The sequence below is a fragment of the Photorhabdus caribbeanensis genome, from assembly GCF_018448885.1.
Classification (GTDB): domain Bacteria; phylum Pseudomonadota; class Gammaproteobacteria; order Enterobacterales; family Enterobacteriaceae; genus Photorhabdus; species Photorhabdus caribbeanensis.
Window position 1 is genome coordinate 89877 of sequence record NZ_RCWB01000016.1, and the last position, 16381, is coordinate 106257.

The following is a 16381-nucleotide window of genomic DNA, read 5'->3' on the forward strand; positions in this document are numbered from 1 at the left end:
GTGCAAACAATATCTGATGTTAATTTTAATAGCGTTTTTTTCTCTATTTAATTTTTTGCTATTAAAAAGTCAGAAGATTTCACTGTTTCATGAGAATTTGAATATTCAAAATAACTGCCCTATTCGTTAGGTGCAGTGGTTTTCTGTTTAATCTCAATAATAAATTAAAGGACTATTGATGGGGAAATCATCAAATAGAAGTGCAGAGTACTTCTTTACTGGGAAATATTACGACGATAATGACGGTAACAATATTACTGCTATTGGTGTTGGTGGTGAAGTTTATGCTTATGGCGGGGATGATGATGTTACTGTTGGTTCATTAAAGGTCGATGTATACCATATGAAGGGTGAACTTTCGGTAAAGGGAGCCTCAGGTTATACTGGTATTCGTAAAACGGGAAATGGCGGCCTGTCATTTGCCGGTGCGTCCGGTACGGCTTTTATCGATCACACGGGTGAAACAGGAAATTTATATTATTCGGGTGCTGCTGGTTATAACAAACTGACTCGTAAAGGTTTATCTGGAGATACCAGTTTTAAAGGGGCTGGTGGATACAATAAATTATGGCATGAAACTGATCAGGGAAATGTCTATTTTGCCGGTGCGGGAGCGGCTAATGAAATTGACCGTACTTGGTATAATCATTATGAGGGTACTCAAGGAGATGTGACATTTAACGGCGCAGGCGCTGCGAATAGTATCGATTCGCGGATAGAAAGCGGTGACGTCATTTTGAATGGTGTTGGCGCTGATAATCATGTCGTACGTAGAGGCAGAGAAGGTAACATTATCTTAAATGGCGCAGGGGCAGCGAATCGCATTGAACGTATACGCCATAGTGAAGATGAGTATGGGCAGACACAGGGCGATATTACTCTTGAAGGTGCGGGTGGTTATAACAAACTCTATTCTGATGTTGCTCACGGTAATATTCATTTTACTGGTGCAGGAGCTTATAACGAAATTACCCGAGCAGGTGCAAGAAATGAAATAGAATTTGCTCAGGCTAAAGATATTGTTATGACATCAGCAACAATGGAGGGACGCTGGATTCAACAATCTCAGCAAGTTAAAGCAATTAAATCTGCTGTAGAGCCTGATACTTATCTCTTTGCCATTGCCAATAATGTTAATACTAAAGTTGTGTCTGTACGGCTACAAAATAATCCTAATACCGGTAAGCTCTGTTATTATGCTACTTCTTGGTATAAGGAAGGTAATCATCTTAAGGATATTGCTAAAGAAAATATCAATGTAAATAATGGATTTATCCCTGTTAAAGGGGAAGGTGCTATTACGCTTGGCAATATTAATTTTGTATATCGACAAGAAACCACGATACAAGGTGTTGAGGAGGCATTATTAAACGATAAATGGGTAAATTATGCTGGCGGCGCCAACGTCAAGGCGGAAGATGTCACCCTAGGTAGCGCCAAAATAGGAGGATATGCGATCTCTTCTAATGGCCTGAAAATTGATGTTTCTCCGGTAAAATCAAACGAACAACCAAATACTTATGTATATGCAATATTTTTGGCTCCTTATACCAAAGTGGTTGAGGTTAAATTAGCCAATGATTATGAAACAGGGAAGCTGAAATATATTGCAAAATCCTGGTATAAAACAGGTGATCATACTGATCGTTTAGCAGATGAAAGTTTTTCCTATCCTCACGGTTATCGATCAATGGGGGCTGGTTATACGTTAAGTCAACTTCACTATGATTTAAATGTAATAGATGATATTTCTGATAGTTTAACTGATCTTGAAGGTTATTCAGAGCAAGATCTTATCAAATCATCAAAGAATGGCGGTGATAGCTCCGGTAATATTTATTTCATTGGTGCCGGTGGTGGAAATGTTATTACATCCAATGTGACGCACGGTAATATTAATTTCACAGGGGCGGGCGCGGCTAACATTATTCTGCACGGCTCAAAATTCGGCGATACCAATTTTGATGGCGCTGGTGCAGCTAACATCGTGGTAAAAAGTGGTGAAAAGGGCGATCTGACATTTCATGGAGCGGGTTTAGCCAATGTTCTGGTTCACCAAGGCCAGCGCGGGAAAATGGATGTTTACGCTGGCGGCGCGGTAAATGTTCTTGTGCGTGTCGGGGATGGACAATATCTGGCTCATCTTCTGTCCTATGGCAATATCTCAATTCACAAAGGCAGCGGTAACAGCCGGGTGCTGATGTTGGGCGGGTACAACACGCATACCCAAATTGGTAATGGCAATGGGAACTGGTCCGGTGCGGGTGGTTTTAACGTCATCACTCAGGCGGGAACAGGGAATATCTCTTCCATACTTTTAGGCGGTGCTAACGTACTGACTAAACTCGGTGCGGGAGATCTGGTTGCCGGTCTGTTCGGCGGCGCCAATATTATCACCCAGCTCAGTGATGAGACTGAAACGGCCAACACCACTGCTATTGCATTGGGCGGAACTAACATCTTTACCAAGAAAGGGCAAGGCAATGCGCTGGCGGTGATGGGCGGCGGCGCGAACGTCCTCACCCATATCGGTGACGGCAATACCACGGGTGTTATGCTCGGTGGCGCGAATATCTTGACCAAAGTCGGACAAGGTGACACGACCGGCATCATGTTCGGCGTCGGCAACGTGCTGACCCATGTTGGTGACGGTTTGACATTAGGCGTGATGGCTGCGGCAGGCAATATCTTCACCAAAGTCGGGAATGGTACATCGATTGCGGCCATGATTGGCGCGGGCAACCTGTTTACCCATGTCGGCAAAGGGGATGCCTGGGCATTAATGGGCGGCGCAGTGAACGTCTTTACCAAAGTGGGTGACGGTGATGCGCTGGCATTGATGGTAGCCGCAGGCAATGTGTTTACTCATATTGGGGATGGCGCAAGTGTTGCGCTGATGCTGGCAAAGGGCAATCTCGCCACGAAAGTGGGTAATGGCATGACGCTGGCGGCGATGATCGGCAAAGCTAATATCTTTACCCATGTCGGGAATGGCAATACCTTTGCCGCCATGATTGGCGGCGCCAATGTGCTGACCAAGGTCGGTAATGACCTGACCGCCGCCTTAATGATAGGGAAAGCCAATATCTATTCCCATGTGGGTAATGGCGCCAGTATCGGTTTGTTTGCCGGTGAACTGAACGTCATGACCAAAGTCGGTGAGGGTACAACGCTGGCGGCCATGTTTGGTAAAGCCAATATAATGACTCATGTTGGCGATGGCTTAACGGGCGTGTTAGCGCTGGGTGAGGCCAATATTGTCACCAAAGTGGGTGACGATTTTATGGGAGTAGTTGCGGCAGCGAAAGCGAACGTGATTACCCATGTCGGCGATGCGACGACCGCCGGTATCCTGTCAGGGAAAGGCAACATTCTGACCAAAGTGGGCGACGGTACCACAGTCGGTCTGCTTATTTCTGATGTAGGTAACGTGATGACCCATGTCGGCGGAGGCACGACAGTGGGTTTTGCCAAAGGTAAAGCCAATCTGATTACCAAAATTGGCGATGGCGCTGGGGTGAATGCGGTTTGGGGTGAGGCGAATATCCTGACTCAAGTAGGAAATGGCGACCGTTACAACTTTGCGAAAGGCAAAGCTAACCTTATTACCAAAGTGGGAAATGGACAAGAAGTCACCGTGGTGCAGGGGGATGCCAACATTATCACCCATGTGGGTAACGGTGATGATTACACTGGTGCTTGGGGGCAAGCCAATATCATCACTAAGGTAGGCGATGGACGTAATGTGGTGCTGGCTAAAGGTAAGGCTAACATTGTCACTCAGGTAGGGAAGGGCGACAGCTTTAACGCCTTATGGAGCGAAGGCAATGTCATCACCAAAGTGGGTGACGGTATACAGGTGACGGCGGCAAAAGGGAAAGCTAACGTCACGACGACAGTGGGCAATGGCTTAAATGTCACTGCTGCTCATGGTGACGCTAACATTAACACTCGTGTAGGTAATGGTGTTTCGGTTAACGTGGCATGGGGGAAATATAACCTCAATACCAAAGTTGGGGATGGCCTTAATGTTGCGGTCATGAAGGGTAAAGGCAATGCCAATATTCATGTTGGTGATGGTCTGGGTATCAACGCCTCTTATGCGCGTAATAACGCGGTGGTTAAGATTGGTAATGGTGATTTCTACAGCTTCTCTGCTTCAGAAAGCGACAAACTCTCTTCCCTCTTTGAGCATATCAAACAGACAACATTAGGTGTGGGGGGCAGTCAGGCGATCAATTATCTGGTGCATGGGGAGGAAGCTAACACATCTGGTACCCATAAAGGCAGAGGTGCGATTAATTTAGCGGAAGTCTCTGCCATTGATGGTTTTCAGATGGATGAAATTGCGCCGGTAAGTTCAGATTTAAGCCATTGTTTCAATGGTGCGATAACAGCCGTGGAGACCCCTGACGTCAGTTCAATAGAAGGTACTTTGAGTCAAAAAACGCTATCGGCGCCAGATAAGCTAGATCAGAACGAAAATCTGATCGTCAATGGTGACTTTGAACAAGGTAATCAAGGTTGGCAGTCAACCAATGATATAGAGGCATACCTCCCAGCGAGTGCTTACGGTCTTGATAATACCGGTGATGGTGAACGAGTCAGTAAATTTAATGTTGATAAAAACACCGTAATTTGGCAGGAATTAGAAAATTTGTCTGAAGGCGAAGTGGTTTCACTGACTTTTGATTTTATGAGTCATTTTGAGATGGTGGAGCGTGATCTGAGAGACAGCGGAATGGTGGTGTTGTGGAATGGTGAATCTGTATTCTCAACTTCTGGAGCACGAGCTATACAGCGCACCCAAAAACTCGATTTAATGGCGAAAGCAGGTACTAACCGGATTGAATTTAAAGGTACAGGTCAGGATGATGGATTTAGTTACATCTTAGATAATATCGTTGTGAAATCTGAAACGTCACTGATTGTCAATAATGACTTTGAGCAAAGTAAGGGGGATTGGCAATCAACTAATGATATTGCGGCGTATCGCCCAGTGAGTACTGAGGGGCCTAATAATACCCGTTATGGCGAACGAGTCAGTGAACTTGATGTTGATAAAAACACCACTATTTACCAGGACCTGCAAAACCGTTCTGAGGGAGAAGTGATTTCGCTGAGTTTTGATTTTGCCAATCGTCCCGATGCTTATTCAGCCAACAATGGTATGGATGTTTTCTGGAATGGCAAACTTGTATTTTCGACTTTTGGCGACGCGGCGAAATGGCAAAATAAAACGCTAGAGCTGATAGCAAAAGCGGGCAGTAATCGAATTGAGTTTAAAGGAACCGGTTTGAATGACGGCGTAGGCTATATTCTGGATAACGTTATTGCAAAATCTGAGAGCTCACGACAAGCCAATATTATTACCGAACATGTGAAACAGGATAAAGCGGCGCAAAATGCGCTAAGTGATAAAGAAAAAGCGGAAAAAGATCGTCAACTATTAGAACAGGAAAAAGAGAAACAGCTGGCGGCGATTGCGAAATCACAATCCCAATTAGAATTAACGGATCAGGCAGCAGTTAGCCAAAATGGGCTGACACAGCGTAATGCGATAGCAGCAGAAGCGCAGGCGGAGACTGATGAACTGGTTTCCATGATGCAAGGTTTGGCAGTGCTTGATGACTATGCCGATTACAGCGGCCAATCAGGTGATCAATGGCGCAATCAGTTTGCTGCCCAATTTTTGAACCGTGCCCAGGATGAGTTGAATTACACCAAATTTATTACCCAGAAAAAATTAGTTAATGCTCAACGGTCTATTACGGATAACCAACGAAAAGTAGAAGAAGCTGTTAAGAAATCCGAGGCCGGTGTAGCACAAAGTGAGCAGCACCATGCCAGTGCAAAACAAGATATTGCAGAGGCTCAGGAAAAAGCGGAATTAAGAAAAGAAGAAGCATTATTGCAACAACAACGGGCCGAAAAGGCGGAAAATAACGCAAATATCGCTTATCAAGGGGCGGAATATCGGGGTAAACGTGATATTGCTGCGGCTGAAAATAAGATTACCCAGGTACAAGAAAATGCCAGAGGGGCAAAACAGAGCGATTCTAAACCTGAGCGTACCGGTGCCGGTGGTAGTGGTTTGTCTGGCAATGCCTACCAATCGACAGGAGCAGGGGAAACCGGTAGCCATATTGATCCTGAATTAATACCGGAAGCTGAAAAAAGATTCTACAAAGGATTGACTGAAGAAGAGCTACAAGCGCTGGATGGCGCTAAACAAGCGGTTGATCGTCTACAGATAAATGCTGGTATTCGTGCGGAAAATACCGGCGTTTTAACTACTTCAAAGTTTGCCAAAGTACCATCTGACGATATGGTGACGCCAAGGTCGAACAGTTTAGGCGAGCATGTCAGAAAAGTGCCGCGGATTTCAGGCATTAATCTGGAATCGTTGGGGAATGATGCCAAAGTAGAGCAGAAAAATTCCGCTATATTTGAAAGTGCGAAATTTAATTTATTGAAAGAGGGAAATAAGCTATTTATCAACCCTAATGTACGAACATTGGGGCGGAAAAGGCAGCTTAGTAAAGCACTTATTGCTGTACGTGATATTTTCTATAAAACGATGAGCCATTTTGATGAAGAACATGTGTTGCAGTTTGAACAGGCGCTTTCTCATTGGCAACAGCGGAACCCAAAAGAATTTGCTCTACGTATCAGTCAAGTGAACTTAATACGTTTTAGGATGGGCCGGATGATGGAACACTTGCAGGCCCAACGAGCTGAATCCGTCGGCGTCCTTGGGATCGCCGTGGCGCCTCAACATGCTGAACATCTTAAGCAGCAAGTCATATTTGATGGAACCGGACGTATTATCGGTTTGAAAAGTAATATTACCCAAGATGAAATTAACCAACTTGTTAAATGGAAAATTACACCTTTAACGCGGAAGAACTCAACGGCTGAACGGGAGGCGCCTAAAACCGAAAGTGAAAGCCTCATTGTTTTCATGAGCCGATTGGAAGCCGCGAATATCCCGGAATCGGGGCCTTTGATTAAACGGGCCAGGGAGCTATGGCTCACCGGACAAGTCACATCTCAAGAAACCATCCGGTTGTTTAACGATGCGATCAGCCAGTTACACGCATACCCTGAGTTACATGGTTTGGTATTGTCATTACAGGCTGATGCTCACAGAGAAAAGTCGACCACTCAATATATTGACAACTTATTTGGCCGTCGTTTTGATTCTGAGCTGGCGCATACATTGATGAAAACCGCCTCCCCGGATGTGATAGCCACCTCCAGGCAGATAGGTCAGTTTTTGGTGCAGGAGTTTGAGCTGTATATGCAAAGCACTGTTGGTTCCACCGTCCGCGACGGACAGATTGCTATCAGGATGCAAGCTTTTGCCGAAAAAATTAAAAAAGATATTCGCCCTTGGTTCAGTCGGGTGCCTGAACTGACCGCATTCCTGCAAAAACCGACCTTTGATAACTTTAAGGTCATGATGACCAAGGTGGATAACGGTTTTGAAATGATCAAAATTCCGTTTCTGGCAGTAAAAATGTCGAACACTGATGGTATGGGGTTACATTTATCTCAATGGAAAGCGGAAGCGGACATTTTCTATCGGGATCAGATCTATAAGGCGCGTTCCACCAGTAGTAAGTTAACTAATATGGCGGATGTTACCTATAAAGTGAAGTTAACTGAACAGCAAACCAATGATTATGGTATTGCACTGCCTTACCAGCCATCCGGTGATCAATATGAAGATTTCCTGTATGGCAGAAAGGTGGCGGCGGGCAGAGTGCTGACGCCTGGACAGGAAACAACGCTTGAGCGTAACGCCTTGGCACAAGGGCATTCCGTGGTGACAGGGGCATCTGGATCGACCAATATCATGGTCCATCTCAATAACTATATTGCTAGTCAAGATCCCACTTTCTCGCAGGAGCAGGCATATCTTAATACTTTGGTGTTCCTGGTATTTGATGGTGGTCATTCGGTTAATGAAAGTTTGGTGGTTTACAAAGCGTTGCAGGAGAGCGGTGATGAGCGCAGGCAGGTACTGCAAAACTACACCGCCAGTTATATGGATCTGATGGATATCGCCGGGGATAAAGGCGAGTTGTGGATAAATCAGGCATTAAATAGTGCATTTGAGAAAACCCAACACCTTTATCGAGAAAATACCCCTGAGAGAGAACAGAATGACTCTCCGGTGGAAGTATTACAGGCGTTATCGGGCAAAAATGGAGCATCAGAGTCGGTATTAATTGAGGATGATGGTACCGCGCCACGGGATTCGGACTCTTTAAACCCATTGACTCGATTCTTTAGCAACGAACTGTATGGTTTTAAAGAAGATCGCCGCTATATCAGTGATGAGACGCAGACCATGCTTAATGATGCGATTGCTAATGGCAAATCAAGCAAAATTACCCTAAAAGGCGAAGGGGGACGTTTAACGGGATATTATCATCAGGGTGACATAAAACCCGATGACACCTCGATGGCAACAGAGAAAAAAGTCGTGCTTTTCCTTCATGGTTCAGGTTTATCTGCGGAAGAGCAAGCTTATGATATCCAAAGCCACTATCAAAATCAGGGCATTGATATGCTTGCTATCAACATGCGGGGTTATGGTGGTAGTGATGGTAATCCAGGCGAACAAGGATTTTATCAAGATGCCCGGACGATGTTTCGCTATTTGGTGCAAGATCGCGGTATTAAGCCGGGTAATATTATCATTCATGGTTATTCCGTCGGTGGGCCGGTGGCGGCTGATCTTGCCCGCTATGCGGCGCAAAATAATCAAGCTGTGTCAGGTCTGTTACTCGACAGGCCAATATCGAGTATGACTAAAACCATAACCGCGCATGACATACCAAACCCCGGTGGTGTGATTGGGGCATTGGCAAAAGCGATGAACGGACAATTTTCAGTAGAAAAAAACCTCAAAGGCTTGCCAGTCAATACGCCGATCATGTTGTTAACTGACAATCAAGGTTTAGGGCATGAAGGGGAAAAGCTGCGTACAAGATTGACCGCTGCTGGTTATCGCGTATCGGGTGAACAGACCTTTTATGGTCATGTCGAGAGCGGTGCTTTAATGAGCCAATATGCTGATAGGATTGTATCGACGCTCTCCGATTTTCAAAATAGAAATCGGGATGTGGTGAATAGCTCGCTGCGAAAGAGCGACAATCGTGGGACACGTTTTGGTAGCCAGATCATTATTCAAATGGAAAATGACCCGACTGTAGCGAAAGCAGCGATCAATCTGGCGGGTAAACACCCAGCATCCAGCGTAGTGGTGAAACTTGATGCTGATGGTAAATATCATGTCGTTTATGGTGATCCTGCCAGATTATCAGGCAAATTACGTTGGCAGATTGTTGGTCATGGCCGTAACGGGTCGGCACAAAATAACACTCGTTTGAGTGGTTACAGTGCTGATGAATTGGCAATAAAACTGAAACAGTTCAGTCAGAACTTTGACCGGGCGGGTAAACCTGATCGTATCAGCATCGTGGGTTGTTCACTGATTAGTGATGATAAACGGAATGGTTTTGCCTATCGTTTTATTACCGCCTTAGATAAACAGGGCATCCGTAGTGATGTTTCAGCGCGTCGTAGTGAAGTGGCGGTTGATGCAACAGGTCGTAAATTTACCCGCGATAAAAATAATCAGTGGGCTAACAAGTTGGACGATAACAAACTGGTGTTACGCTGGAATGAACAGGGTGAGCTAACGACGACAACAGAAAAATTGCGTCGAGGGGTGGCTGAAAGCGATATTAACCTTGCTAAAGTGGGGTACACCGAAGCTGATTCCGTAACCAGAGGGGCAATTGCGGATAACCATGATATTTTCACCGCGCCAGGGAAACGCAAAAACAGGGTAGAGCTTGGTTCAAATCCTCAATCGGAGCCACTGAGTTACGCTGGGAATATACAGGTAAACGTGGGTGACGGTGAATTTACTGCGATCAACTGGGGAACATCGAACGTAGGTATTAAAGTGGGTACTGGCGGCTTTAAATCACTGGCCTTTGGCGACAACAATGTGATGGTTCACATCGGGGATGGTGACAGTAAGCACAGCGTTAATTTGGATGGTTATCAAGCACTTGAAGGAGCCCAGATGTTTATTGGCAACCGTAACGTCAGCTTTAACCAAGGCCGCAGTAATGACTTGATTGTCATGATGGATAAATCCATCCCTACGCCACCGTTAGTTAATCCATTTGATGGCGCTGCCCGCATTACCGGTGTACTGAAATCTATTGCCCATTCTGGCGAAGAGCGGAACTGGTTGGCGGCGCAAAATCAACAGTGGACGCTATCTGGTGCGAAAAAATTTGTGCGGGACATGTCCGGTTTAGACCAAACCAGTAGTGTGGATTACAAGACATTGGTTGATCTGGATTCGCAGCTTGAGCGCAGTAGCCGTGGTTTGAAAAGTGACACAGAAGCGGCATTGAACAAAAAATACCACCAATGGTTAAGTGGTCACGGCAACAATATTGATACCAAAAAAATGAGTCGTGTGGATAAATTCCGTCAAGCTAATGAGAAATTGGCTTTCAATTTTGCAATAGGTGGTCAGGGGGCGGACATTCAGGTTACAACCGGTAGCTGGAACTTTATGTTCGGCGACCATATTCAATCGATTCTGGATACCAACTTAGGTTCTCTGTTTGGTCTGATGACACAGCAATATTCAACAACGGGCTTGGTGAAGACAACATTTACTTACAATCTACAGGACTTACCGCGTCAGCTTAAAAACAAATTGCTTGGGCGGTTAGCCAGTGTGAATGCCGATACCACTTTAGCGGATATTTTTGGTGTGGATTACACCCCGGAGGGGCAGATTGTTGCCCGTACTGGTGAGCCGGTTGATGGCAAGGCTATTTTGCGAGAGATGCTGGAAGTTATTCACAAGTTTGGTGGCGATCAACTCCGAGTTTTCACTGATCCGGATAAATTGATTGATGGATTGAAACAGAACGCCGATATGAGTGCCGATGGTATTGAATCATTTCTTGTCAGTCATGGGCTGAAAGAGAAAGCGCCTGATGAAAATCGGGAAAAGAGTGTACCGGGCGCTATTAACAGTGAGAATATTCAGGCTAATAACAAACCAGATCGTGCATTGGGTTTTAATTCGCTGAACTTACCTAACTTGTTTGCGACGATATTCAGCCAAGATAAACAACAAGAGATGAAATCGTTAGTGACCAACTTAAAAGAGAATCTAACCGCAGATTTGCTCAACATGGAGCAGAAAACGTTTGATTTCTTGCGTAACAGCGGTCATTTGCAAGGGGATAGCGATATCCATATATCGTTGGGGAACTACAACTTCAACTGGGGCGGTGACGGTAAAGATCTCGGTGCTTATCTGGGAGATAACAACAACTTCTGGGGGGGACGCGGTGACGATGTTTATTACTCAATCGGCACCTCCAACATCTTTACCGGCGGAGAAGGTGATGACCTCGGCGTTCTGATGGGACGTGAAAACTGGATGTTTGGCGGTAATGGCGATGATACCGCAGTAGTAGCCGGACGCATTAACCATGTATTCATGGGTGAGGGGGATGATCAGACATTTGTTTTTGGTGAAGGTGGCGTTATTGATGCCGGTAACGGGCATGACTACGTTGTCACTTCTGGTAACTACAACCAGGTGGATACTGGGGAAGATCAGGATTATGCGGTGACTATCGGTAATAACAACCGGGTTGAGCTAGGTGAAGGCAATGACTTTGGCAGGGTGTTTGGTAATGACAACCGAATTGATGGCAACATGGGTGACGATGTAATTAAACTGATGGGCTATCATGCGGTAATTAATGGTGGAGAAGGTGATGACCATCTGATTGCGGCCACAATTTCGAAATTCAGCCAGTTTGATGGCGGTGATGGTCAAGATCTACTGGTTTTGGGGGGATACCAGAACCACTTCCGGGGTGGTGCGGGGGTAGACAGCTTTGTGGTCAGTAGTAAGGTGATTGACAATCAGATTGATGATATCAATGCAGAAGATATGATTGTCTTTAACGATATTGACTGGCAAAACTTGTGGTTCCAGCGCAGTGGATACGATCTCGTGTTATCAGTGAATCGCCGTACTCAGGATAAAACCGCTCAGAGCCTGTTTGAATCGGTGGGTTCAGTCACCTTCAGTCATTACTTTAATGGCAACCGTGCCAAATTAGTGGTGCAGATGGGACATAAGGATGCATCAGGAGAGCGTGAATTTACGGCACTTTCAGACAATGCAGTTGACACCTTGATTCAGGCAATGAGCAGTTTTGCCCCAACAGCCGGTGATAACGGTTTTATCGAAGGGCTGGATAGCAGGGAGAAAATGGCTATTACCACGGCTTGGGCAGATACCACAATTGGCAAGGGGAAATTTGCCTGATTAACTCGCTATAACGCTAATTAATAAAAGTAAAAATGGCTCACCTGAATAGGTGGGCCTAAGAATTAAGTAGAGATTAAATAGTCTTAGCCCAGTAAAATACAGAACTTAGACCTTGATGAACGAATGATTTGAATTGCCTGATTTTTGTAAATAATTCACAAGGCCGGGGTAATTTTGACTATAATATTTTTGCAATAAATATTAATTACAAAAACTCACCTGTTATTATTGAATGTTATTTGTAAAATAGTTTAATTTTACCCATTACTTTATAAATGTTCTTTTAACTCGAATATACCCTATGGATTTCAAGATGCATCGCTGCGGCAAGGGAGCGAATCCCCGGGAGCATAGAGAACTATGTGACCGGGGTGAGAGAGTGCAGCCAACAAAGAAGCAACTTGAAAGATGACGGGTATAAACCAATAACTTATTAGCCCGATAAATACCCCTGTTTTTAATAACCTTATTTACATCTCCAAGTGAAAAAAGAAATATTCCATCTATAAAAAAACGACACAACTATCTGATAATAAAAAATAGTTAAATTCATAAAAATATAACTAATATCCATAAAATATTTTTAATAAAGAAAAACTTTACTCGACCATTCTTTGAACCATCACATTTTACATAGCTTGAGCCAGTCCAATGCACAAAAACAACATAATTGAAATTAATACTACCATTAGAAGTATGTTAAATACCTATATTAGCTCATGTATGAATCAAACTGATCGCTAATGCGTTATTATCCATATCTTATTTTACAACATCTCGTGATAAGAATAGACCAGTATAAGGATCGAAAAATATTCTTCTTCCATAAAAATCAACAACAAAGTATTGCCCTTCAACAACATTCAACCCTTCGTATGGGTAACTTGTTTGACCTTCTTTTTGTAAATTCGAAGGCTCTATTTGCCAAAGAAACTCTCCGTTCTTTGTATAAGAAAATAAATTATTTAGTCCATCATCTCCTATAGGAATATCAATTAAGACAAGAACAGAACCATTATCGATTTCTATCGCTTTAATGATTTTTTGATTAAATATAACTAGGTATCCATTGATATCAATCTTGTTATTGTTAGCTAAGATAACCATTTTGTTCTCCTATTTTTTTGAATAGCCCGTTCATTAGTAAATGTACCTATCCTTTGCTCTATAAGATTAAACTGAGTTTCTCCTCCTTTATAACCAAACAGACTTCCCATATTAAATGCATTACTGTCTACAACAATTACGTAGAAAAAAATAAATAAAGCCAAACAATATAAAATAACCTAGATAACCATAATGACGTATTTTGAAGGCTTATTTCCATTTCAAAAACAAACTCTTTTATGAATTCAATATTATTTCTATGTGCAAATTTTCTTTTTGAGAAAAACCTGCAATGAATAAGAAAAATAAGAATTGCAAATACTCCAATAAAATAGCCAGCAAAGGAAATTAAGTTTCCATTTTTAATAAATTCAAACCAAATTCCAGATATATAAATAACAAATAATATTATCATGGAAAAATTAGTAAGTTTGTTTTTATTAAAAAAACAAAAATCAAAAAAGAGCAATGGAGATTTTACACTTCTTAGTGAAACTTTCCTGCTCAAGCCAAAACAGATGAAGCAGGCAAGAAACCCCAACAGACTCAAAACCATCAAAATCAACGGAATATATACAATCATGCTCACTTATCCTTAAACTGCGTATTACCGTGAAGAAGCTAGCTCTTTAACGGCATTTTTCAAGATAACTTTCATCATCGATGAGGTATTAGCATCTATTGTCTACTTCACCAAGATACCAATGTTCTGAGTAAAAAGAGTTACCTCTTGGCGATACTTATCCCTGACAACAGAACGACAACTGGTATCCTCCTGATAGTTGACCAGTTCCTAACTCCTTGAACGATTTTGGTCAACGCTTAGATGATTATTGTCCACAACAACGCATTCCATTGCGAAGTTGACCGCCGAACGACGATTTTCTTAATGCCCTCAGTCAGTTACAACCCATTTTTTCCAGTGCTGCTTTGTCGCCGAACCTAAAACTCCCTGACACGCTTTTCGCCCCCGAAGGCCAGTTTTTCCCGCCGGGCCATTGTCAGTGTGCACCTTAAAAGCAACTGGCTGGAAGAAGCGGGCTTTGCCACCGGGCAGCCGGTACAGGTCAGTGTTGAGCACGGGCAGTTGATTATCCGGCTTGTTGAGAATAATTGACGGCTAAAGGGAAGATCCCAGCGCTTAGGCTGGGATCTGTATCAACTCTATTGCAATTGCTTAATCTCTCTATCTAACCAGTTACGATGCTTTTCTATTAATAGGTGGTAATTCTCGTCCGAATAGTACTCTGTTGGTGAAAGATTATTACCAACACCTTGGACTATATTCGGTGAATCAACACTATCTCCCCAAAGGTTCCAAAACTCGTTTAATTTGAGAAGACCATATACGTAATCATCAGGCAATTCATTAAGTAATAGGATATATAAAGCGACATATCTCCATTTCCTTTCTGATAACTGTATATTTATATTTTTTTTATCACATATGACTTCTAAGCTATCGATCACTTCACGATTGATTTCTGTGCAAAATGCAGCTTCAGACACCTCGACCAGAATTGAATCAGACAGATCAAGTTTTGTTAATTCATTACATGCAAACTCACTTATATTAGGAGCAGATAAACGACCAACAGGGTTTCCCTTGGCTCCAAGAAAAATCATTCCCCAATCAAGTAATTCCATTTTTTTAGCTAACAAGTACATATCATTCATCATGGTTTTGATGGCACTCCATTCACTGTTCCGCCAGTAACAAACATTCTATGGCTTACACCACCTAATTTTGGATCTACTATCCACTCAAATCGTCCTTCAACCCCATTTAATTTTCCTGGCAATTGATAAAGAGTGGCTCCATTTTTCAATTTCGTTTGTGTTGCTAAGCCAGCATAATTGTCAACAATATCATTGAAACCATGAGCCTTAGTTACTGAAGGAAATTCTTGTGTCGCTGTTGGCTTACTTCTATTCGGATAAACAGATATTTCTTTCCCATCAATATCAACAACAGTTTTATTAGGTAGTTGATCTACTTTATTTCCACTACCAGTTCCTTTCTCGCCACTCCCAACCCTTTGATGCTCTAATACGTCATTTTTGATTGTCTTGTCACTTGTAATGTTTTCTTTTCCATTAGGTAGTGACTTTCCATCAAACTTACCAACCGGATGCTCAACATTCGTCACCGTGCCCTTATCCTTCGGACTAAATTTCCCTTCTCCTACTTTCCATTGCGGTGATGAACCTTCTGCTTTGCTACCCGAAACAGGATTTTTAGCCAGTGCCAAGAATGCCTTAGCCGCCACATACTGCATCACCTTCGCTTCACTGGTCGGCACACCGCTGGCCACAATTTCAGCCGCTTTCTCCGGCGTCATTTTTTCATTGGACATCACCACATCTAACGGCACACCGAAGAAGTTCCCCCACGCCACAATCAGCCCTCTAGCCGGATCTTGCCCTTCCGGGTGCGTGCCTCTCGCTTGTTTCGCCAACGCTTCCGACAATTCATCCGGGGTCGCCCCTTCCCTGAGCATTTGCATGGCGAGTGAACTCTGTGCCCGACCGTATTCCGCCATGCCTTTTGGCAAGCTCAAAGCATTATTCTCCACAACAACGCATTCCATTGCGAAGTTGATTACCGAACACCGATTTTCCCTGCGCACTCAGTCGGTTACAACCCGTTTTTTCCAGTGGTGTTTGAAGCTCGACCCACAACGCCCCGACGCGACTTTTCAGCCTGTAAGCTACTTTTCCCAGACGTAATGAACTGCCCCCTCTTAAATGCCGGATGATTGTCTAACATTTGGGGTACAGTTCACATGGATGGGATTTTACTTTAGGCAGTAATAATAATTTATTGTCGAAGTGACAATGTTTTTCACTGTTTCTTTTTCTAAAATAATA

At 43.5% G+C, this 16381-nt stretch carries 6 protein-coding genes; 2 read left to right on the forward strand and 4 right to left on the reverse strand.

The genetic code is table 11. The features are described from left to right. Nucleotides 1-178: 178 nt before the first annotated feature. On the forward strand, nt 179-12400 hold the full coding sequence (gene rtxA, locus EAE90_RS12535) for an MARTX multifunctional-autoprocessing repeats-in-toxin holotoxin RtxA (protein ID WP_214053778.1): 12222 nt from the start codon (nt 179-181) through the stop codon (nt 12398-12400). Nucleotides 12401-13165: 765 nt separating this feature from the next. Here the strand turns inward: rtxA and EAE90_RS12540 are convergent. Together EAE90_RS12540 and EAE90_RS12545 are read right to left on the reverse strand one after the other, a co-directional pair. Further along, nucleotides 13166-13510, reverse strand: coding sequence for a DUF7957 family protein (locus EAE90_RS12540; protein WP_214053779.1), 345 nt, complete (start codon nt 13508-13510; stop codon nt 13166-13168). Nucleotides 13511-13646: 136 nt separating this feature from the next. Next, on the reverse strand, nt 13647-14093 hold the full coding sequence (locus EAE90_RS12545; protein ID WP_214053780.1) for a hypothetical protein: 447 nt from the start codon (nt 14091-14093) through the stop codon (nt 13647-13649). Between the two features lie 423 nt (nt 14094-14516). Here EAE90_RS12545 and EAE90_RS12550 point away from each other — a divergent pair, with 423 nt between their 5' ends. After that, on the forward strand, nt 14517-14627 hold the full coding sequence (locus EAE90_RS12550; protein ID WP_339921358.1) for a SymE family type I addiction module toxin: 111 nt from the start codon (nt 14517-14519) through the stop codon (nt 14625-14627). Between the two features lie 47 nt (nt 14628-14674). Here the strand turns inward: EAE90_RS12550 and EAE90_RS12555 are convergent, their stop codons facing one another. Next, nucleotides 14675-15190, reverse strand: a complete 516-nt coding sequence (locus EAE90_RS12555) for a DUF2247 family protein (protein ID WP_105399873.1) — start codon at nt 15188-15190, stop codon at nt 14675-14677. Next, nucleotides 15187-16086 carry a hypothetical protein gene (locus EAE90_RS23820; RefSeq protein WP_246550665.1) on the reverse strand — a complete coding sequence of 300 codons (900 nt, stop codon included), beginning with the start codon at nt 16084-16086 and terminating at the stop codon, nt 15187-15189. Before EAE90_RS23820 ends, EAE90_RS12555 begins: the two co-directional genes overlap by 4 nt. Nucleotides 16087-16381: the final 295 nt, after the last annotated feature.